Source organism: Mesorhizobium alhagi CCNWXJ12-2 (assembly GCF_000236565.1).
In the GTDB taxonomy this organism is placed as follows: Bacteria; Pseudomonadota; Alphaproteobacteria; order Rhizobiales; family Rhizobiaceae; genus Allomesorhizobium; species Allomesorhizobium alhagi.
In genome coordinates this window covers 1-19385 of record NZ_AHAM01000308.1, presented here as the reverse complement: position 1 = coordinate 19385, position 19385 = coordinate 1, and the positions used below count along the sequence as shown (strand labels likewise).

At 61.1% G+C, this 19385-nt stretch carries 18 protein-coding genes and 3 pseudogenes; 12 read left to right on the top strand and 9 right to left on the bottom strand.

Translation table 11 applies throughout. The features are described 5' to 3' along the window. Window positions 1-272 (bottom strand): IS1182 family transposase (locus MAXJ12_RS32080; protein ID WP_008840384.1); only part of this gene is annotated, 272 nt, incomplete at its 3' end. A 608-nt stretch (window positions 273-880) separates the two neighbouring features. Here MAXJ12_RS32080 and MAXJ12_RS40310 point away from each other — a divergent pair. Then, window positions 881-1264, top strand: coding sequence for a DUF1403 family protein (locus MAXJ12_RS40310; RefSeq protein WP_420492406.1), 384 nt, complete (start codon window positions 881-883; stop codon window positions 1262-1264). Window positions 1265-1301: 37 nt separating this feature from the next. Here the strand turns inward: MAXJ12_RS40310 and MAXJ12_RS32070 are convergent, their stop codons facing one another. The 4 genes from MAXJ12_RS32070 to MAXJ12_RS32055 form a co-directional block, all read right to left on the bottom strand. Continuing rightward, complete coding sequence (locus tag MAXJ12_RS32070) at window positions 1302-2669, bottom strand: DUF1254 domain-containing protein (RefSeq protein WP_008840382.1); 1368 nt, start codon at window positions 2667-2669, stop codon at window positions 1302-1304. Next, window positions 2666-3691: a DUF1254 domain-containing protein gene (locus tag MAXJ12_RS32065; protein ID WP_008840381.1), complete on the bottom strand. Its 1026-nt coding sequence runs from the start codon at window positions 3689-3691 to the stop codon at window positions 2666-2668. The genes MAXJ12_RS32070 and MAXJ12_RS32065 overlap by 4 nt, the downstream gene beginning before the upstream one ends. A 298-nt stretch (window positions 3692-3989) precedes the next feature. Continuing rightward, window positions 3990-5984: a heavy metal translocating P-type ATPase gene (locus tag MAXJ12_RS32060; protein WP_008840380.1), complete on the bottom strand. Its 1995-nt coding sequence runs from the start codon at window positions 5982-5984 to the stop codon at window positions 3990-3992. Between the two features lie 136 nt (window positions 5985-6120). Further along, a complete protein-coding gene (locus tag MAXJ12_RS32055) occupies window positions 6121-6459 on the bottom strand; it encodes a c-type cytochrome (RefSeq protein ID WP_008840379.1) in 339 nt (112 codons plus the stop codon). A gap of 398 nt (window positions 6460-6857) precedes the next feature. On the opposite strand from MAXJ12_RS32055, the gene cueR reads away from it, so the two are divergent. From cueR to MAXJ12_RS32030, 6 genes are all read left to right on the top strand, one after another. Next, window positions 6858-7256 (top strand): Cu(I)-responsive transcriptional regulator, encoded by a 399-nt coding sequence (gene cueR / locus MAXJ12_RS32050; RefSeq protein WP_008840378.1) that lies wholly within the window; start codon window positions 6858-6860, stop codon window positions 7254-7256. A 211-nt stretch (window positions 7257-7467) separates the two neighbouring features. Next, window positions 7468-8136, top strand: a complete 669-nt coding sequence (locus MAXJ12_RS32045; protein WP_008840376.1) for a plasmid pRiA4b ORF-3 family protein — start codon at window positions 7468-7470, stop codon at window positions 8134-8136. A 93-nt stretch (window positions 8137-8229) separates the two neighbouring features. Then, entirely contained in the window at window positions 8230-9651 is a 1422-nt protein-coding gene (locus MAXJ12_RS32040) for an ISKra4-like element ISMal1 family transposase (protein ID WP_008840375.1), read from the top strand. Next, a complete protein-coding gene (locus MAXJ12_RS39425; protein WP_244421682.1) occupies window positions 9652-9972 on the top strand; it encodes a hypothetical protein in 321 nt (106 codons plus the stop codon). Then, window positions 9963-10289: a hypothetical protein gene (locus MAXJ12_RS39420; RefSeq protein ID WP_244421681.1), complete on the top strand. Its 327-nt coding sequence runs from the start codon at window positions 9963-9965 to the stop codon at window positions 10287-10289. The genes MAXJ12_RS39425 and MAXJ12_RS39420 overlap by 10 nt, the downstream gene beginning before the upstream one ends. A 120-nt stretch (window positions 10290-10409) precedes the next feature. Beyond that, window positions 10410-11729, top strand: coding sequence for a hemolysin family protein (locus tag MAXJ12_RS32030; protein ID WP_008840374.1), 1320 nt, complete (start codon window positions 10410-10412; stop codon window positions 11727-11729). Between the two features lie 641 nt (window positions 11730-12370). Here the strand turns inward: MAXJ12_RS32030 and MAXJ12_RS32025 are convergent. Then, a complete protein-coding gene (locus tag MAXJ12_RS32025) occupies window positions 12371-12565 on the bottom strand; it encodes a hypothetical protein (protein ID WP_139044160.1) in 195 nt (64 codons plus the stop codon). Between the two features lie 146 nt (window positions 12566-12711). Beyond that, window positions 12712-13233 carry a transglutaminase-like cysteine peptidase gene (locus MAXJ12_RS32020; protein ID WP_008840372.1) on the bottom strand — a complete coding sequence of 174 codons (522 nt, stop codon included), beginning with the start codon at window positions 13231-13233 and terminating at the stop codon, window positions 12712-12714. 334 nt (window positions 13234-13567) lie between these two features. On the opposite strand from MAXJ12_RS32020, the pseudogene MAXJ12_RS32015 reads away from it, so the two are divergent. Together MAXJ12_RS32015 and MAXJ12_RS32010 are read left to right on the top strand one after the other, a co-directional pair. Next, window positions 13568-13831: pseudogene (locus tag MAXJ12_RS32015) on the top strand (DedA family protein); the annotation flags it as partial. A 62-nt stretch (window positions 13832-13893) separates the two neighbouring features. Further along, complete coding sequence (locus MAXJ12_RS32010; protein ID WP_040589275.1) at window positions 13894-14652, top strand: phosphodiester glycosidase family protein; 759 nt, start codon at window positions 13894-13896, stop codon at window positions 14650-14652. A gap of 98 nt (window positions 14653-14750) precedes the next feature. Here the strand turns inward: MAXJ12_RS32010 and MAXJ12_RS32005 are convergent, their stop codons facing one another. After that, window positions 14751-15602 (bottom strand): undecaprenyl-diphosphate phosphatase, encoded by an 852-nt coding sequence (locus MAXJ12_RS32005; protein WP_008840369.1) that lies wholly within the window; start codon window positions 15600-15602, stop codon window positions 14751-14753. Window positions 15603-15875: 273 nt separating this feature from the next. On the opposite strand from MAXJ12_RS32005, the gene MAXJ12_RS32000 reads away from it, so the two are divergent. From MAXJ12_RS32000 to hflK, 3 genes and pseudogenes are all read left to right on the top strand, one after another. Further along, window positions 15876-16481, top strand: a complete 606-nt coding sequence (locus MAXJ12_RS32000) for a transglutaminase-like cysteine peptidase (RefSeq protein WP_008840368.1) — start codon at window positions 15876-15878, stop codon at window positions 16479-16481. Between the two features lie 671 nt (window positions 16482-17152). Beyond that, window positions 17153-17359: pseudogene (locus MAXJ12_RS36270) on the top strand (transposase); the annotation flags it as partial. A 152-nt stretch (window positions 17360-17511) separates the two neighbouring features. Beyond that, window positions 17512-18621, top strand: a complete 1110-nt coding sequence (hflK, locus tag MAXJ12_RS31995; RefSeq protein WP_008840367.1) for an FtsH protease activity modulator HflK — start codon at window positions 17512-17514, stop codon at window positions 18619-18621. A 496-nt stretch (window positions 18622-19117) separates the two neighbouring features. Here hflK and MAXJ12_RS31990 read toward each other — a convergent pair. Further along, window positions 19118-19385 (bottom strand): annotated as a pseudogene (locus MAXJ12_RS31990) (ABC transporter permease); the annotation flags it as partial.

Genomic DNA, 19385 nt, shown 5'->3' with positions numbered 1-19385 from the left:
TCCGCTCGCTCACAAGCCGCCCTGGCGATCCGCCGCGACGCGTAGATGCCGCTTGCGTAGCCATGCAGAAGCAGCGCCGTCATCATGCGCGGATCGAACGGTGGTTGCCCCAGCACGCTCCTGTAGCTGCCGGCAATCGCGGAAAGATCAAGCTCTTCCCGCACCAGCGCCACGATCAGCCGAGACAGGTGATCCCTCGGCACGTAATCCTGCACGCTCGGCGGCAGAAGCTGTGCCTCATCGATCTTCCAGGGGCGAAAGTCCTTGCTCACAACCCAGCAAGGAATCAGACTCGCACCCGCTTGACCAGTGACTACTCAGACACGCTCTTAGTCGAAAACAACCGGCTGCTTTAATTTGGCCATTGCTAACATTGCGCTAGTTTTGATGGACACTCGTTAACGCCTGCGTGACACCCTTTCTGAAATTAAACGGGTGGTTGTTCCGGCGATGACAAAACCTTCTCACCATCATTTCCACTTTGACGATCCATTGGCCAAAGAAAAACCTTTCATCTCGACGAGGGCGGTGGACTTTGTAATGCCGATCGTCTTGGGCATTCTCGGCCTTGCGGTTGGTTATTTTTTCTTCTGATTATGCAGACGGCCGCTTCGAGCGCCGTGTGCGTTCGGGGAATGCACGGCGTAACCACCGGCAGAGCGCGAGGTGATCTGGGGAGCGCGCTCGACGAGGCGGCGGCCGGCCAGATCGGCGACGAAATCCAGTCGCTTGCTGGCGCGGTCGGCAAGGCAGTCGCAGGCGATGGATATTGCGGCCGAGCTGGGCCGCCGCGCCGACCGTCTGCTGGCTGTCGCCCCAAAGCTTGCGGGCGAAAGGGTCGGACGCCTTCGTCGAGCGGTTGCTCTCCGACGACGCACTCGTGGTTTCGTGCGAGGACAAAAAAACCGGCATGAGCGATCGCGGCCTGCGCCGCCTGTTCGACCGCCTTGTCGACCTCGGCGCCGTGCGTGAGCTGTCGGGCCGCACCACGCTGGCGACCTCAATTAGGCACCGTGCTTTTGAGCTCGCTTCACCTGCGGACAGGCGCGCATTGCTCCAGCCGCCGACAAGCCGCCCTTTCGACTTGGACGTAGTCGCCACACTCGATCGGCCCTTTTTCAAACGCTGTAGCCATGGGACAGAGCGCAACACGGATACAACAATACAGCCGTTGTGGCGCCAGAGGCATTCCCTCCGACCTTGTCGCCGAAGCGAATGGCCGTCGACGGTCGGCACCGAGAGTACCGCTCCCACACCGTGCTGACGGCTTCAGCCCTAACGTTCCGGCCGCCGCGCTCTGGCTAGGGAAAGCTTTCAATCGCCGGCGGCTTCCAACGGCCGTCGAGCGCTTCGGGCTTCGGCAGATAGAGCCGCATTACCGCGTAGAAATCTTCGTCGGGCGCGGGCAGCCAGTTCGATGCCAGCTCAGGGCCGGGGCTTTCATTCTGCAGGTAGACGACGATCTCGCCCTTCTCATTCTTCTTGAGACCGGAGAGCATCGACGAGTTTATCAGGTAGCGATCGATCGGGTTGGCTACCAGCAACTGCTTTGGCTTGTCATACATGGTCACCGACCAGAAAGCCCCGACAGGCGGCAACGTCGCCGCCGTAAAGCGCAGGGCGTATTTTTTGGTCTTGCTATCGAGGGGAGCACCCTTGGTGTCGGCGCCGTAGATGACATAGAGTGCCTCTTCCACCGAGTTGCCGTAGATTCCGCCCAGTGCCGCCGCCGCCCTGTCCATGTAGCGGCCTTTCATGAATTCGGGCGTGCCGAAGATCTTGCTTGAATCGGTAAGCGCCCAGGATGTTTCGCGGATCTCCTGCTCGGTCGGGCCGACAAGCTCTCGCATCATGGTGACGGTCTTTGCCGGCAGCTCCTTCGGGGGCCAGGTTTCGCCGGCCTTCAGACCAAGCCGGTCAAAACGGGCGCGCAGCCCATCTTCACCCTGCAAGGGCGGGGCAAACTCCAGCAGGAAGGCGGCAAGCGGCCAAAAGTCCGTGGTCACCTTCTCATCCGAGATGGCCGGCCATTCGAGCGCGGCTGGCGCCGGCGGAGCCTCCGTCCCGGCATAGACGGAAAGGGGTGATGCCTTGTATCCCGCCTGGATCTCCTTGACCTTGTCGAGATCGTCGGGTGAGAGAAGCTGCGTGCGGACGAGGCCGATGGCAAGCTTCGTCGGCATTGCCACGACGCGCTTGATGCCCGGCGGGACGTCGCCTTTCCAGCCCGGGCCGGTGATCAGGAAGTCACCCCCGTCGTTGCCGTCCACCCGCGTGCCGAGATAGTCGACATTGTGAGTGTAGAGATCAACAAGCTGCAGCGAGTAATATCGATCCTTCTCGATCGGCGGCATCGTCACCACGACAGGCTCCGCCCTGAGGTCGAAAACGATGAAGGAATATGGAGTGTCAGAATTCGGCGTGATGATTGCCGTATCTTCAGGCGTATAGACGCGGGCGACGTTGACTATGGTGTTGAACGGCCCCTTGTACTGATCGCCGCTCGGCTCCAGCGCATATTGGTACATGGTGAGGTAATTCTTCACCATCGGATAGGTGTAGATGTAGGCTTCGTGAGCCAACGCTTTCATATCATCCTGTGCGAAAGCGGGAAGCGACGGCGAAGCCATGAATGCTGCCGTGATCTTCAGGAGCGCGCGACGGTTCATTTCACTTCCTCCGCAGCCGGAAATTCCCAGCTTCCATCGAGAATCTGCGACTCGGGGCGGTAGAGCCGTACCATCCAGTTCCAACCCTCGGGCGTAGGCAGGCAGTTCGGGATCTTGCCGTCGCAGCCGCCGAACTGAACGGTCACGCCGCCATTTGCGTCCTTGGCGGCGGTCAGGTTGTTGATCGTGTAGGCGTTCAACTCGTTGGGCTCATAAAACCCTTCAGCGTTGTAGATGCTGATCGACCAGAACGCCTTGACCGGCACCTCGCCGACATTGAGGCGATACACGGTCTTACCGTCGTTCTTGGCCACCGTGCGGTTCAGATACAGGGCATCGGCTTCGGGATTGCCGCCCCAGGCCATAGCCGTGCCGATGAAATGGCGGACAGGGTGGACCTGGTGCTTGGCTCCGAACATGCCGCGCGTATCGGGCAGCGGCTCGGCCAGCTGCAGAATGATCGCGCGGGTCTTGTCGCGGCTGGCGCTGTCCCAATCGGGGATCTCGAACTTACCGGGACCGCCGGTCTGTTCAGCCGTGATCTTATCCTGCAGCGCATGCACCGCCTTCATGTCCTCCGGGTCCTCAGGATTGGCGAGGATGCGAATGCCCGGGAAGACGTAGCGTGTGCCGATCTCATCCCGGGTGAAGGTATATGTGCCAGGTTCGTAGTAGACGCCGTGGGTGTAATGATCCTGATCGAAGACCTGCATCGACATGAACCGCCCACCGGTATCGGGTAGCGTGACCGTGACCGGTCCGGCGTCAAGGTCGAACACGGCAGAGGAATAGAGCGTGTCGCGGTTCAGGCGGATGATCGCCTGCTTGTCCAGCGGCGTCATCTCGCGGTCATGATCGAACTTGCCGAAACGGTTGCGTGCAATCACGGCCGAGAAATAGAGATCGCTCTCGGCACGAATGAAATTGTCGCTGGTTACTGGGATCGGGTCGGCTGCGGCCGGCAAGGCGGCAACAATGGCTATGAGAGCCGCTGCAGAAACGGCTGATCTGATGTGCGACATCGAAACCTCCTCAGCTTTTAATCCAAAGAAGCAGCGGAAGCCAGCCGTAGATGTGTAGCCAGCGGCAATCGGTGTTCGAAGCTTGGGCTTCGACCGCTCGGCAAATAGCACGAAATCGGGACGCCCGTCAGCACGCTCATCCAAATTTACCGACCGCGTTCCGCGCCCCTGTACTGCCCGCTTATCGGTAGCATGTCTCTGCCAATGCAACTTGGCAAGCGGGATTTCTTCGGCTGGCCAATGACGTGGCGAGCTGGTTCGCAACTGGTGGGGCGGGTATATCACCAACAACGATCCCTCAGGAATGCCTCGGGATCTTCTGTCGATGGGCCTGCTTCGGCCGCGGGGACGCGGACGTCCCATTCTCCTTCCGGACTTTCTCCATTTGACCGCCGCTCCCCCTTTCGCGGGTGGGCGGCGCCAGCAGCCGCAGGCCGTTCAGGACGACGAGGACGGTGCCCCCCTCGTGACCGACCACCGCAAGGGGAAGCGGCAACTCGAAGAACAGGCCGCCGACGACCAGAACCGCCATAGCAATCAGCGCGAATGCCAGATTCTGCCGGATGATCCTCGCCGTGCGACGCGCGAGATCATGGGCCTTGGCAAGCTGCTCCATGTCTTCCGATAGAAGCGCCACGTCGGCCGCCTGCAGCGCGACATCCGATCCCGCTGCACCCATGGCTATCCCGACATCGGCGCGCGCAAGGGCAGCCGCATCGTTGACGCCATCTCCGACGAACGCGACTTTGCCCGAGGCGGCCAACTCTCCGACCATGCGAACCTTTTCTTCGGGCAGCATGTCGGCATGGATGTCCTCCGGCGGCAGGCCGAGTTCCTCGCCGATCCTCAATGCGACCGGCCGACGGTCTCCCGTCATCATCACGATCCGCTTGACGCCGCTAAGGCGGAGCGCGCTGAGCGCCGCCGCCGACGTCGTTCGCACCCCGTCCGCGACGGTGACGGCACCCAGAACGCGGGAATCCTTGCCGAGATAGATGACGGTCTGATTGTCGCCTGCGAGAGTCCGGAGCGCCGGGTGATCTATCGAGGCATTCATCTCCGATGCCAGGCGCGGATTGCCCGCCCACAGCAGGCTTTCCCCGTGATGGCCCACGACGCCGGCGCTCGGCCTGGTGGCCACATCTGTCACATTGTCAACCGCTACAGACCGGCTCGCAGCCTCGTGCCTGATGGCGTCGGCGCTGTGGTGTTCGGACTGTGCCTCGATGCCTGCCAGCAGGGAAAGGAACCCCTCTTCGTCCCCATCGAGCGCCACGACTTGGGTCACGACTGCCTTGCCGGTGGTCAGGGTGCCTGTCTTGTCGAAAGCGAAGGTGTCGACCGCCGCCAGCGTTTCCAGTGCAGCGCCGCCCTTGAAGAGCACGCCCCTCCGGGCTGCAGCCGAAAGAGCCGAGAGGATCGCTGCCGGGACCGATATAACAATGGCGCAGGGGCTGGCGGCGACCAGCAGGGTCGCGGATCGATAGAGAGCGTCCTCCCAGTCACGTCCGAGCCAGTGGAAGGCGGCGAAGGCAAGAGCCGCTCCCGCCATGACGGCGATCGTGTAGCGCTGACCGAACCACGCGCTGAACTGTTCCGAGGGAGCCTTGGCAGCCTGGGCCTCCGTGACCAGGGCTATCGTGCGGGCGACGGTGCTGTCCTCGATCGTCTTGGTCACCCTGACTTCGAGAACTCCGTCCAGATTGAGGGTCGCCTCGAACACCTGCGCGCCGGCCTCCTTTGCCACGGGCATGGATTCACCGGTGATGTTTGCCTCATCCAGCGAACCGCGACCGCTGACGATCATCCCGTCTGCGGGCACGCGAGCGCCGGGCCGGAGAACGACAGTGTCGCCCACCCGCAGGTCGGCGGCGGCGACCTCGACAACTGAACCGTCGGAGGCCTTGCGCAGTGCCGTTTTGGGCCGGAGCGCCATCAGGGATTCCACGGCGCGGCGGGCGCGGCCGAGCGCCTGCTCTTCCAAGGTGGTGGAAACGCTGAACAGGGTCAGCAGGACCGCGCCCTCGAACGGCGCTCCCACGGCCGCGGCGGCGCCCGCCGCCACAACCATCAGCAGATCGATATCGAGGATGTGTTCCTTCCACAGGGCGTCAAGCGCGCGCCAGGCGGCGGGCAGTCCTCCCGCCATGTAAACGAGGCCAAGTCCGACCAGCGAAGATCGATCGGCGAGCACACCCTCGAGTGACCATATGGCCACGAGGGCCAACAGCATGCCCAGTACGGTCAGCACCGTCAGGACCGTCGAAGCGTCGAACGCGAACCGTCTCGGCATATGATCTCCCTTCCAGACAGCGCCTTAATTGTGACACTTGCACTGTTCTGCACCTATCGTTTCTGCGTTTTCGCCGACTGCGCGCGATCGGAAACCAGAGCAGCACGAACCCGAAGGTGCGGTTCAGCGAAGCCACCTATTGGTCCGAAGAGGGCTCTTCCAGTGATTTCAGGAACGCGATGAGGTCGCCAATCTGGTCCGGCTCCAGCCGGAATTCCGGCATGCCCGGATGTCCTGTCCGGATTCCTTCCGCCAGGGCCTCTTCCAGCGTCTCGACGGGGTATCTTTCATGCAGGGTCCGAAAGGGGGGCGCGTCCGAAAGGGGGCTCGGCCCCACAGGATCGATGGAATGGCATTGCGCGCAATTCGTACGCGCGATGACGCGTCCGCGCTGCTCAGCCGGATTGCTCTGCGCCACTGACGCCTCGACCGTGAACACAGCGAGGAGAAGCGCAATGCCAGGTACGAACTTCATAGGTGACCTCCCGATTACATCCCGTACCCTAGAATCGCGGCCGGTTTGCAGCTATCACCCGCAAGAGACCGGAACGTGGCTCTCGTCTGACCCCACGATCTCTGGCGCGCTTAGCGTGCCATAAGGATGGGCAGGGGCGGTTCCTCGATCATCGATTTCGTGACGCCGCCGAAAATCAGTTGGGCTGGACCCTGATGGCATTAGCAAGGCGGAGGCATTGAGCGCGATACATGATCAGGACCTAACCCGAACCTGCATTCTGCCACTCTTGTGGTGGATTTAGGCATCACGGCTGTCGGGCGCTGATCCAGGGCCGAGTATCGGACTTGATCGATTCTGGTTGACCTTCCAGCAACTGGAAGGATTATCTCTCCCGCATCAAACACGAGGAGACATGAATGAACATCGGAACCGCGTCCGAAAAGTCCGGCTTGCCGCCCAAAACTATCCGTTACTATGAGGAAATCGGTCTCCTCAAGGCGGATCGGGCGGGAAACGGATACCGCGACTATTCAATGTCTGACGTGCATCGGCTACGTTTCCTGCAGCGGTCCCGCAGCCTCGGCTTCTCGGTTGAGGAGTGCCGCCAGCTTCTTTCGCTCTACGGTGACAAGGAGCGCGAGAGTGCTGACGTGAAGGCGATCGCCGAGGTCAAGCTCGCCGAAATTGACCGAAAGATTGCGGAGCTTGCGAGCCTGCGCGACGCGCTCAGGCATCTCGTTCACAACTGCCACGGCGACGAACGCCCGGACTGCCCGATTATCGACGGCCTTGCGGGAAATGGTACGGTTCAGTGAGGCGCATCCCGGTCATTGCGGCAGTCCTTGTCATCGCCGGGTTCGCCGCCGGGGCGGCGTTCTCGGTAAACGCTGTCGATTCGGTCGTCGCCAAGCGCCAAGATTCGATGAAGGAGAGCAGGAAAAAGTGTGGGATGTTTCCGGTAGTCCGAGCGAGAGAGCGGCGATAGACTTGTCGCGATAGCACTTTTCCGCCGGACTGAATTAGAACATGCTTGACGACGAGATCGACTCATCGGGTGGAGCCAACGGTTCGATCCTGCAACTGAAGGTTCGCCTGCTCGATGTGAGCCCGATGGTCTGGAGGCGCGTCGTGGTGCCGGCAGCCATGACGTTGAAGGACCTGCATGGCGTCTTTCAGGTGGTGCTGGGGTGGCACAGCCTTCACCTTTATCGGTTTCGCATCCATGCTGTGCACTATGGTTCCTGGGGGCTGGGAGCGGAAAATCCGGACCGAACGCTTTGCAGCTTCAATTTCCGCCGCAGTGACAAGTTCGTCTATGAATACGACATGACGGACTACTGGAAGCACGAGGTCCGGATCGATGCCTGGCTTGAGCCGCAGCCCCGCAATGGCTACCCGGCCTGCATCGGCGGCAAGGGTGGTTGCCCGCCCGAGGAATGCGGCGGTCCGGCCGGCTACGACGAATTCCGCATCGAAGCACTCGGCCTCGATGCCCACGAAGATCTCGACACCATGGTCGAGATTCTGGATCGAATCGTGCTGCAGAACCAGCCACATCTGCTGGATGACGACGAAATCCGCGGTCGGCTCGAGCGCGCTGTGGAGCGAAACCGAGCTCGGTTTGACCGGCGCGCAGTGAACACCCGGTTGCGCGCCGGCGAGCACCATGTTCTCAAGCATCAGCAGCTTTGCTGAGCCGGCGGGTTCGCCAGACCAAAACCGGGAGAGCGCGGCCACGGGTTTTCCTCTCCCTGTCTTGTGACAAACTCATGCAGGAGGAGGGAAGCCATGCGTGTCGAGGTGCGATTGCGGGTTGTTGGCGACGCCGGCGAAATCATCTGCGATGACGCCAATGTGCTGGTGATCGATAAGCGCCACGATCGGCTGGAGGCAATCGGCCTTTCGCTCGATGAAGCCAAGGAGTTTCTGGCCGGCGTTCAGCAGCACCTCGTCGCGGCCCAGGCTGCCGCCTTCGCCGCCGGTCGTCGATGCTGCACACATTGTGGTCGCTCCCTTCGGCGCAAGGGCCGCGCCACGCTGACGTTTCGCACCCCGTTCGGCAATGTGCCAATCGACAGTCCGCGCCTTCATCGGTGTCGCTGCGCGGCTTCGGCAGCCGAAGAAGGACCGCAGACCTTCAGCCCATTGACCTCGCTGTTGACCAGCCACATCGCGCCCGAGCTGCTCTATCTTGAAAGCAAATGGGCCTCGCTCGTCTCCTATGGCATGACCGTCGACCTGCTCAGGGACGTGCTGCCGATCGACGCCAGGCTCAACCCGAAAACCGTGCGCAATCATCTGCACCGTATGGCGGAGCGCCTCGAATCCGTACTTGGCGATGAGCGGCCGAACTTCATCGACAGCTGTCCACGCGACTGGAAGGCGCTGCCGCAGCCGGAAGGCGAGATCGTCGTCGGCATCGATGGCGGCTATGTGCGCGACTGGACCGACAGGAAAAGTCATTTCGGGATTCTGGTCGGCAAGTCATTGCCGCGGGATCGCAACGATCGCTATCTCGGCCTGGTCCAGAGTTTTGATACCAAGCCGAAACGCCGACTGTGGGAACTCCTGTGTTCGCAAGGCCTGCAGCTGAACCAAGCCGTCACCTTCCTGACCGACGGCGGCGATGACGTTCGCAACCTGGCGGCCGAGATGGCGCCCTACGCGGAGCATCATCTGGATTGGTTCCATATCACCATGCGCCTGACGGTGCTTGGCCAGTATGCCAAAGGTCTCATCCATCACGACCAGGAAGCCGGCGAGCGGATTGCCCGCAATCTGCTGCGGATCAAGCGGTACCTCTGGCATGGCAATTCCCGCGCCGCCCTGTTCTGGAGCCAGGACCTAGCGGATGACCTCTATGGGCTCGAAGAAGACTGCACCTATCCCAAGCTGAAGGCGTTCTCCCAGGCGCTCGCGGAATTCGTCACCTATATCGAGCGCAACGCCCACGCGATCCCGAATTACGGAGAACGCTATCGCAACGACGAGCGCATCGCTACGTCGTTCGTGGAGTCCGCCGTCAATGTCGTCATCGCCAAGCGCTTTACCAAGAAACAACAGATGCAGTGGTCGCGATGCGGCGCCCATATGCTCCTGCAGATCCGCACGCGAACCCTGGATGGCACGCTCCGCGGCCAATTCGAAACGTGGTATCCCGGGCTCGCGGCAAATGAGAACCAGACATCAACTCAAGCTGCGGCCGCCTGAATGCCCCCACAGATTTTCCTGCTCTCGATCTATTCATTGGGTCGGATCGCATTGTGCGTCGGTGGGATTCTCTTGTTGTTGTTTCCCGCGGCGGCGCTGCGCGCTCAATCCGAGACCGCCGGGTCAGTGATCGTCAATACCGGCATCTATTCCCTTTCGGACGAGCTTGGCGGTTTTCGGCTGCGATCGGCATCGGGAAGCGGAACAAGGACCGACCCGCTGAAAATCAACGTTGAATTGACGTCTGCCAGCCCAGTAACGCTGGTCATTCGCTCCATCGTTCCCTTCAAGGTATCGGCATGGAAGACCCGATGGGATTGATTTATGTCCGCTTGTCCACATTCAACAACAGTGGACTTGCCTGGATCGAGTTCGAGCTCGAGTTGCAGGAGAACCTGGGAAAAGCGAGCACCTTCGGCGATGGCCTGTCTTTCGACCAGCGCCGTTCAGATTCAGACGCCATCTCCTCGGATAGCTTTGCCGAATACAGCCGCGAGTTCGAGCCCTATGACCGGCTGCTCTTCCGCAACGGTAAGGTCGACCCGCTCGAAGCGGTTTCGTTTTCGTTCCTGGTTACGGATTTCACGCCGACCGACGAGTTCTATCTGGTGCTCGACCCGCGTATTCCCTCATCGTGATATTCGAATGCACTGGCTTCTTCCCTGATGCCGACGGTGAGCGGTCCCTATGCCCATTCGCAGGTGCTAAGCTTGTAGATCTCTTTGTCGGCGAGGAGCGCGCTGTCGCGCGAGAAGATCATGTCCAGTTCCGATGGCAATATTCTCGGCCTTCTGGGGATATTAGCCGTATTCATCCTTGTCTTTGCCAACGGTTTTTTCGTCGCATCGGAGTTCTCGCTGGTTGCCGTCCGCAGAAGCCGGGTCGCGGAACTGGTAGCGGTTCGGCGACCGAACGCCAAGGCGCTGCAGCGCGCCGTCGATCGTCTCGACGCCAACCTGGCAGCCACACAGCTCGGGATCACCATCTCGTCGCTTGCCCTCGGCTGGATCGGCGAACCTGCGCTCGCCCACATGATCGAGCCAATGCTCGTTGGCTTGGCCGGCGCCTGGACGGGTATCGGAGCCCATGCGATCGCGATCGCGATCGCATTCGCGATCATCACGACGCTCCACATCGTGCTCGGTGAACTGGCGCCGAAGAGCCTCGCCTTGCAGCGAAGCGAGGCGACGGCGCTCTGGATCGTGCGACCGCTCGGCTTGTTTCGGATACTGCTCTGGCCGGCGATCTTCCTTCTCAACGGGCTAGGCAACCAGCTGCTGAGGCTCGCGGGCCTTCGCGCCGGAACCGGGGAGGAGACTCTGCATTCGCCGGAAGAGTTAAAAATGCTGATCACAGCCAGCGGCAGGGCCGGGTTGCTGCACGAGGTTCAACGTGAGGTCGTCGAACGCATCTTCAACATCGGCCAGCGCCGCATCGGCGACTTCATGACGCCGCGACCTGAGGTGGTGTGGATCGATGCCGAGGAAAGTCTCGAGGCAACTCTCAAAACGGTCCGCGAGTGCCGGCATGAGCAGATCGTCGTCAGCCGCGGAGAGATCGACGACGTCATCGGCGTCGTCCGCAAGCAGGATCTTCTCGACCAGGCCCTTGACGGCAAGCCGCTCGATCCTCTCGTCCTCGTCAAGGAAGCCCTGGTTGTCCACGAACGGACACCGGTTCTTGGCGTGTTCGAACAGTTCAAGAAGCGTCCTATCCGCATGGCGGTCATTGTCGACGAGTATGGAAGCTTTGAAGGGATCGTAACCCAAACGGACCTCTTGGAGGCCATCGCCGGCGACATCCCGAGTGCCGAGGATGAAGAGCCGGAGGTGATCGAGCAGGACGGCGGCTCGTTGCTGATGGATGGCCGGATCCCGGCGCAGGACGCCTTCAATCGTCTTCAGATCCGGGAGCGTCCACAACGTGGCGACTTTCACACGCTGGCGGGTTTTGCCTTGTTCAAATTCGGGCGAATCCCGGCACCCGGTGACCATTTCAATTGGGAGGACTGGCGCTTCGAGATCGTCGCCATGGACGGCCGGCGCATTGACAAGTTACTCGTATCCCCGATGGCCTAGCCAAAGCTGAGAAGAATGCCGCGTCGGTCGCGCTGAGCAAGCATGAGTTGCCGCTGCTGTTCGGTCCCGCGGCGCCCGGGCACGGCGGACAATCGGCGTGCTTCTCAAAAATCTGCTCCTGGTCTATTCTGCGTTTGTAGAAGAACCGATGGGTCGCTCGTCGCGGCAGGACGGCCAAAGCCTCGAAAAATTGCCCAGGTAGGGCGGTGCTCGGTGGAATAACGGGAGGTAACGATGAATTTCTCGGATAGGCGCCTCTGGTACGGTCTGGTAGCCGTAATCGTGGTCTTGTGGGCGATTGGGTATGCGGCTGGTTGGTTTGGCGGTACGCCGACGCCAGCGCCGCAGCAGTAAGGGCACTTGGAAGTTGGCGCCGCGCAGCTTCGTGCACGGTGCGAGTTGGACACATTTGCCGGCCGACGAGTTGCAACCGTTTAAGAATCCAAAACTCGGCTTTTCATCTCTGATTTCACGCCGGTTGCCGAGGTCTATCTCGTGCAGGATTCGTGCATACTCTCGTGAAGAGTTCCGCCCAACCAATCCACGTTCAGCAGCCGACTACATTGCGTGACGGTCGAGACTGAAAACGACCAAAATCGCCACCGCTTCGATACCTGCGCTGTCATCAAACAATTGCGCGCTCAAGGCGATCGAAAGGCGCGGGATCGAATCCGAATGACGGCCAGAGCCAGCGCCACAACAACGCCGATGACTGCTCCTCCAACCAATCGCTCGCCGGTCATGCCTGTCGTCAAGGCCATGCTTTTCGTGGATTCAACATAATCAAAGACAAGGCCCAGGAATGCGCCGACGAACGCTCCGATCAACACGGCCATGATTGTCTCCACATATGTCTTAAGCCCCATGCTCCTCCTCCTGGTCGCGCCAGGCGATTCTTAGCATTGCTGAACTGGATTGCGGAAGTGATCACGAAAAATCGACGTTATTGAGCGGGACTCCCGGAGGTGGTGGAAACCCTTGATCAGTCAACGGAGCCGACGAGCGTCGTCTGACCCTCGCGAATGGAAACCCACCGCCCAGCGTGCGTGGTCGCCTGACGCTTCAGGAAGGCGTAGCCGGTCGTCTCCCAGGGACGCAGTTCGTTGTGGAGATTGTCGAGGATGAAATCGCCCCGGTCAGTGCGCACCGTGAGCACCGCATGGCCTTCGCCGTCCGGTTTGCGGACGACCGTAATCAGCAGGTTGGCAAGCGACAAGCCTTTTTCGTTAAGCATCCTGCGCTTGAGCAGCGCATAATCCTCGCAGTCGCCGACGCCGTTGGCCGGATAGGCCCAGACCTCGTCCTTGCCATAGGTCACCATGTCGCTCATCGGCTTGATCGCCTTATTGACCTTGACGTTGATCGCCGCCAGGAGCGTCCACAAGTTCTTGGTCAGCCGCTCTGGACCGTTGTCGTGGGAACGGATCGCGCATTCCGCCGGAAGACGCTTGCAGAAATCGTAGTGGCCGATCGGCTGCGAGGTGTATCCGCCGCCCGTCACCATCGCGCTTGACTTTGCAGCCGGTGAAGCGACGCCGGAATTTGCACCCGCGACTGCCTCATCGAAAGCCCACGTCGCCAATAATACCGCTGAAATCGCGGCAACAAGCCACGCCCGCGTGTTGGGTGAGGTCATTCGCCCGTTCCCCATCGCCCTTGATTTTTTTTGTTAACAAGATGTTAAGATCGATCTCCGGGCGGAGTCAACGAACATGTATGATTGAAAAATTGCTTGATCGGCACAGTCACCTGATTGCAACAGCGGCCGACCGCTGGAACAGGGTATGAAACCCATCGCGGCGGATGTGCCAGCCACTGGCGCATCGATCCCCTTGCGCGGGGCGGCGTTTGGCGATTGGGTTCCCATTGGGTCGGGTCGCGGCCATCTCTTTATGAGAAAGTGGGGCGCTCGGCATCTTCATCGGCCGCTTCTTCGGTCCGCTGCGGGCGGCGGTGCGCTGATTGCCGGAATCCTGGAAATGCCCTATCGCACATTCCAGATCGCGAATTTCACATCGGCGTTTGTCTGGGCCTGGGCGCTGCTGGTGTTCGGCGATTTCGGATTCGCCATCGTCACTTGGCTCATGGGAGACCCGATTTGACCTGGGCGTGCCCGCTCCACAAGGTCGTCGCCTCGATCGGCATCGGAGGCCGTTGCCGAAACATGCTCGGCGCAACGGTCCTGCTGCTTGCCCCTCTCTCGGTCGCCGTCCCGGCCCTTGCCGACGGGCCATGCCGGAGCGAAGACTTCGAAGGCGTCCGCTACACGGTCTGCAGCTTCGACCTGGTCGAGACCGACCTGCGCCTGTTCTGGCGCGATGCAAGCGACCGCCCATACCGATCTTTCTCGACCCTCGCCAAGGCGGTGGAGGCGGACGGCAGAGTTCTCACCTTTGCGATGAACGCCGGCATGTTCCAGACCGACTTCACGCCGATTGGACTGTATGTGGAGGATGGGCGGGAGCTCAGACCGACCAATACCGCCGACGCTGCTTCGGGCCTCCGCCCGGTGCCGAACTTTTATAGGAAGCCGAACGGCGTCTTCTACATCCGAGGCGAGAATGCCGGCGTGCTGACGACGGAGCGGTTCCTGAATGTCCGGCGTCAGACCGACTACGCCAGCCAATCCGGCCCCATGCTGGTGATCGACGGCGAGCTCCACCCCGCCTTTATCGAGGGCTCACGCGATCGCACCCGCCGCACCGGTGTCGGCGTCTCCGGACCCGGCATGGTCCACTTCGCGATCAGCGAAGACCAGGTCAACTTCCATGACTTTGCGCGTCTCTTCCGCGACTTTCTCGGCTGCCGCAACGCCCTGTTTCTCGACGGTGGCCGGGGAACGGGACTCTTTTCGCCAGAGCTCGGCCGCAATGATATATCCTGGCACGGCGGCTTCGGACCAATTGTCGGTGCCGTGGAGTGACGCCGCGCTTGGGCTCACGACCAGCGTTTCACCAGCGGGTACGAGCATAGACTCCAGATGCCTGCCTCGGATGAGCCTGTGTCCGTTGGTCACCGCTGTCACATACCGTCATTCGGGCTCCAGCCGGTGCCGTAGACCAATGCGAGCAGCAGCAACCCTAGTGCGATCCGGTAGACGACAAACGGCGTATAGTTCGCGTGCCGGAGCCAGCGCATCATCAAGGCGACCGCGATCCACGCGGCAATGAAGGCGAGCCCGCCGCCAAGGACGGCGTCCGCGGTCAGGCGCGTATTCCCTTGCTTGTAGAGATCGTAGGTCGCAAGCAGCCCGGCGGCGGCGATGGTTGGCATCGCCAGGAGCAGCGCGAAACGGGCCGAAAGCGGGCGGTCGAGGCCGAGGAGACGGCCGGCCGTCATGGTGATGCCGGACCGGCTGACGCCGGGGATGATCGCGAGGCATTGCAGCAGCCCGACGATGAAGGCATCGCGCATCGTGATCGCGTGGGGATCGTGCTTTGTCGTCTTCGTCCGGTCCGCCACCCAGAGCGCAATGCCGAACACCAGGGTCATCCAGGCGATGATCTCGGTCGCTCGCAGAAAGCCGGCCACGATGTCCTTAACCAGGAAGCCGACCACCAGGATCGGAACAGTGCCGACGATGACCAACAGAAGAAGACGAAACCGCGGACCGCCGCGGCCGGTCAAGCCGTCGACCAAACCCATCACCATCTCGATGGCGTCGCGCCGGAAATACAACAGGACCGCGCCGAGCGAGCCGACATGGAGCGCGATGTCGAAGGCAAGCTGGTCGGCCGCCGTGCCTTGCGCGGGCGGTAGCCCGATCGCCGTCATCAGGTCGCGACCGAGAATGAGATGAGCCGAAGAGCTGATCGGCAGGAACTCGGTGATCCCCTGCACGACGGCGAGGAAAACGAGATAGTAGAAGACCATGAGATTGCCCCGGATTGTTCGCGCGGCGCATTACCACGATTCGCAGCAATTCATTCATCCGGTACGCCGCCAACGCAGGAGCACGAGGTCATCCTCTGCTGATGGATAATTTAAAATGAATTGGAGTTGAATTAGTAATTCACCTGCTGTCTGATCATAGTGGTTAACTCTTTCAGTAATAACACAATGCACTTTTATCAAAGTTATACCTGCTTGGTTCGCGGCAAATAAATCAGCTTCTGCCATTGTGTCGGCAAACGGGGAGACGACACAATGGGGCAAGGCAATACACCGATGTTTGTGGTTTTGGCCGTTTCGACGCTGTTGGGGGGCGCACATGCGGCTTCAGCACAGGCATTCATGCCGACCGGTGGATACACGTCGCAGCCGATCGGCCATTACGAGCTTTGTCAACGCCATCCTACGGAATGTGGCCCGGTCCGCGACCGCGGGGCGGTGGAACTGACACGAGAACTCTGGGCGACGATCGTCGAGGTCAACAACCGCGTGAATACGACGGTGGTTCCCCGCACGGACCTGGAGGTGTGGGGCGTCGAGGAATACTGGGAATATCCCGTCGACGGAACCGGCGATTGCGACGACATCGTGCTCGAGAAGCGCCGTCTGCTCATGGAGGCCGGTGCGCCAGCCAGCAATTTGCTCATCACCGTCGTGCGCGATCTTCGCGGCGACGGCCATGCGGTGCTGACAGTCCACACGGATCAAGGCGATTTCGTGCTCGACAATCTCGAACCGCGTGTTCGTGCCTGGAAGGACACCAAGTACCAATATCTGAAGCGCCAGTCGTCGGAGCATACCGGAAGGTGGGTGTCCGTCGACGACAGCCGCGACGTGCTGGTGGGTAGCATCCGCCCGTAGGTAGCCAGCTGTATATTGGATGTCTCCCGTCGCGCCACCGTCAACCACGGAATAGGCCGGGCGATACTCGGCCACAATCACTGATCGCCTGATCTTCCAGCTGTCCGTGCGGCCTGGATCGGGCAGCTTCCAATGCCGAGCCCTCCTGAAGCTGGCATCCGCAATGGCTGCGCGAGATGGAATGAACGATCCGATGAACCCCGGAACGCATCGGACATGGTGAATGGCGGCAGCGCTGACTAGTCACCATCCCAGGGCTGCCCGCCCATTCCGCTTTGAACGATTGTGCCTATGATGACGTCACTCATAACGGGAGGTGATCAATGAAGATTGGACTATTCGTTGCCGTTTGCGCAGTGCCGCTCGCAACCGTTGACATGACTGCGTTGGCAGCCGAGGACGTTACGGCAACTCGACGGTTTACAATCCAAGCCGGAGAGTATCGGGGCTTGGCAACCGGGAACACCCGATCCGCAACTATCCTGCTGGATCAGGCTACCGGGCAAACTTGGATGCTTAGGGAAGCAGAAGCGGGGCTTAGCGGACACGAAGAGCCGGTATGGTGGCCTCTACATCACCTCCCTCAAACTCCACAAGGCGCGATGACTGACGAACCGAAAGCCCCCCTTCTACCGCCGCTGGCGCGGCAACAAGAGCCCTAAGACCCTCCCAGGACAGGGCTCCCCAAAGGGATCCTTCGAACCTATGCCGTAGGCGTCCAGTCCTCGATCCGCCTGTGGTCGCCCGGCACGCAACCATTGCCGCCGAAGCCGTGGAGCGGACGCGGACACCCGCCCTCGCGCGTTCGGCGGCAGGCTGAACATGCGCCGGTCTCAGCCAAGGAACGGGCGCAAGCGCTGCCCGAGGACGCGTGGCAACTTGCGCGTCTCTTCTCCAAGCCGCCGTTCCTTCACTAGGGCTTTTTTGCGTATCCAGACTCCAGCGCGGTTCATCGGCAACGGAAATAGAGAATGGGTTGAAAAGGAGGGTGTCTACTGGTTACCTTACGTGCTTCGCTGAGGACTATTTCATGCCCTGGAACAATCAGAGCGGCGGCGGCGGCCCATGGGGCGGCGGCGGCAATAGCGGGGGGCCGTGGGGCCAGGGTCCGCGGCCGAGCGGCCCGCAGGGATTGCCGCCCGATCTCGAAGACATCATACGCCGCGGCCAGGACCGGCTGAAGAACGCACTGCCGGGAGGCGGCGCGGCAAGCCCGGCGCTGTTCGGGCTGATCGCGCTCGCCCTGCTCGCGGCTTGGGTGTTCCAGGCGGTCTATACCGTGCAGCCCGACGAACTGGCCGTGGAACTGCGCTTCGGCAAGCCCAAGGAAGAGTTGTCAGGTCCAGGTCTGCATTTCCATTGGTGGCCGATCGAAACGGTCGAGATCGCCAACACGGCGGAAAAGCTGGTCGACCTCGGCGAAGTCCGCGGCAGCACCTCGTCGGGACTGATGCTGTCGGGCGACCAGAATATCGTCGACGTCAAATTCTCGATCGCCTATCAGGTCTCTGATCCAAGGGCGTATCTGTTCAATGTCGCCAATGCGGACGAAATGGTGCGCCAGGTCGGCGAAAGCGCCATGCGCGAGGCGGTCGGACGCAGGCCTGCGCAGGACATCTTCCGCGATGACCGTCAGGGAATCGCCGACGCGGTTCGCGAAACCATCCAGGGCACGCTCGACGCTTACGGCGCTGGGCTGACAATCAATGCGATCTCGATCGAGGACGCAGCGCCGCCGCGCGAAGTGGCGGACGCGTGCGACGAGGTGCAGCGCGACGAGCAGGACGAGGACCGCTTCGTCGAGGAATCGAACCAGTATTCCAACCAGAAGCTCGGACAGGCGCGCGGCGAGGCAGCACGTGTCCGCGAAGAAGCGGCCGCCTACAAGAACCGGGTGGTGCAGGAAGCCGAGGGTGAGGCGCAGCGCTTCATCTCGGTCTACGACGAATACGCCAAGGCGCCCGACGTGACGCGGCAGCGTCTGTTCATCGAAACCATGGAGAAGGTGCTGAAGGATTCCAACAAGGTCATCGTCGAGCAGGCCGGCAACGGACAGGGCGTCATCCCCTATCTGCCGCTGCCGGAACTGCAAAAGCGCGCCCCAGCCCCCGCGGCTGCCGCTGAAGGAGTAAGCAACTGATGGCCAACCTCGCGATGGGTTTAGCCCTGTGGCGACCCTTGAACATGAACAACTCTCCGGCAAAATGCCGGTCACCTATGACACGCCGGCCGTAAGCGAAAAGTTTGCAACGGAACCAGAACGGAACGTGGCCGCTGTCACAGAGAAGGGGCAGATGGTGTGATCGATCGATCCGAGACGCGAGACACTCCGAAAGAACCATCGGTCGCCACAGGCCGCTAGCGTGTTGGGAACTTGCGTCGCGGAAACCATATGGCCACCGGTCATGTGTGATCGCGCCCACAGGCCGGACATATGATCGCAAAGCGAGCCGATCAAATACCTTGCCAGCTTTCTTGCAAGGATACGTTCCACATATGAGGAAGACCCCATTTTAACTTCTGCCAAGCGACGCCTCTCCAGGTGAGGCGACTTGCCCTCCACTGCGTGTCCGAGGCGGTTTCTTGCCCTGATGCCGACGGCCGAGAGCGGAGCGCCGGGCGGGGGAGCGGTGCGTTCATTTGGTGCTGCCGCCCTGTAGCCTTATGCGCGGATCTAGAAGCGCCAGCGCCAGATCGGAGATCAGGACGCCGATGACGGTGAGGAATGCAAGGAACATCAGGAACGATCCGGCCAGATACATGTCCTGGCTCTGCAGCGCCTTGATCAGCATCGGGCCGGTCGTCTCGAGCGAAAGCACGATCGCGGTGATCTCCGCGCCGGAAATGATCGCCGGCAGGATCGAGCCGATATCCGACATGAAGAAGTTCAGCGCCATGCGCATC

Bases quoted from the DNA above. Each gene is read 5' to 3' on its own strand.
- MAXJ12_RS32045 (WP_008840376.1), top strand. From the start codon at position 7,468: ATGCTTGACGACGAGATCGACTCATCGGGTGGAGCCAACGGTTCGATC.
- MAXJ12_RS32060 (WP_008840380.1), bottom strand. From the start codon at position 5,984: ATGCCGAGACGGTTCGCGTTCGACGCTTCGACGGTCCTGACGGTGCTG.
- MAXJ12_RS32000 (WP_008840368.1), top strand. From the start codon at position 15,876: ATGGGGCAAGGCAATACACCGATGTTTGTGGTTTTGGCCGTTTCGACG.
- MAXJ12_RS32020 (WP_008840372.1), bottom strand. From the start codon at position 13,233: ATGGTGACGGGCGGCGGATACACCTCGCAGCCGATCGGCCACTACGAT.
- MAXJ12_RS32025 (WP_139044160.1), bottom strand. From the start codon at position 12,565: ATGGCCGTGTTGATCGGAGCGTTCGTCGGCGCATTCCTGGGCCTTGTC.
- hflK (WP_008840367.1), top strand. From the start codon at position 17,512: ATGCCCTGGAACAATCAGAGCGGCGGCGGCGGCCCATGGGGCGGCGGC.
- MAXJ12_RS32040 (WP_008840375.1), top strand. From the start codon at position 8,230: ATGCGTGTCGAGGTGCGATTGCGGGTTGTTGGCGACGCCGGCGAAATC.
- MAXJ12_RS32070 (WP_008840382.1), bottom strand. From the start codon at position 2,669: ATGAACCGTCGCGCGCTCCTGAAGATCACGGCAGCATTCATGGCTTCG.
- MAXJ12_RS32055 (WP_008840379.1), bottom strand. From the start codon at position 6,459: ATGAAGTTCGTACCTGGCATTGCGCTTCTCCTCGCTGTGTTCACGGTC.
- MAXJ12_RS39420 (WP_244421681.1), top strand. From the start codon at position 9,963: ATGGGATTGATTTATGTCCGCTTGTCCACATTCAACAACAGTGGACTT.
- MAXJ12_RS39425 (WP_244421682.1), top strand. From the start codon at position 9,652: ATGCCCCCACAGATTTTCCTGCTCTCGATCTATTCATTGGGTCGGATC.
- MAXJ12_RS32005 (WP_008840369.1), bottom strand. From the start codon at position 15,602: ATGGTCTTCTACTATCTCGTTTTCCTCGCCGTCGTGCAGGGGATCACC.
- MAXJ12_RS32065 (WP_008840381.1), bottom strand. From the start codon at position 3,691: ATGTCGCACATCAGATCAGCCGTTTCTGCAGCGGCTCTCATAGCCATT.
- cueR (WP_008840378.1), top strand. From the start codon at position 6,858: ATGAACATCGGAACCGCGTCCGAAAAGTCCGGCTTGCCGCCCAAAACT.
- MAXJ12_RS32030 (WP_008840374.1), top strand. From the start codon at position 10,410: ATGTCCAGTTCCGATGGCAATATTCTCGGCCTTCTGGGGATATTAGCC.
- MAXJ12_RS32010 (WP_040589275.1), top strand. From the start codon at position 13,894: ATGCTCGGCGCAACGGTCCTGCTGCTTGCCCCTCTCTCGGTCGCCGTC.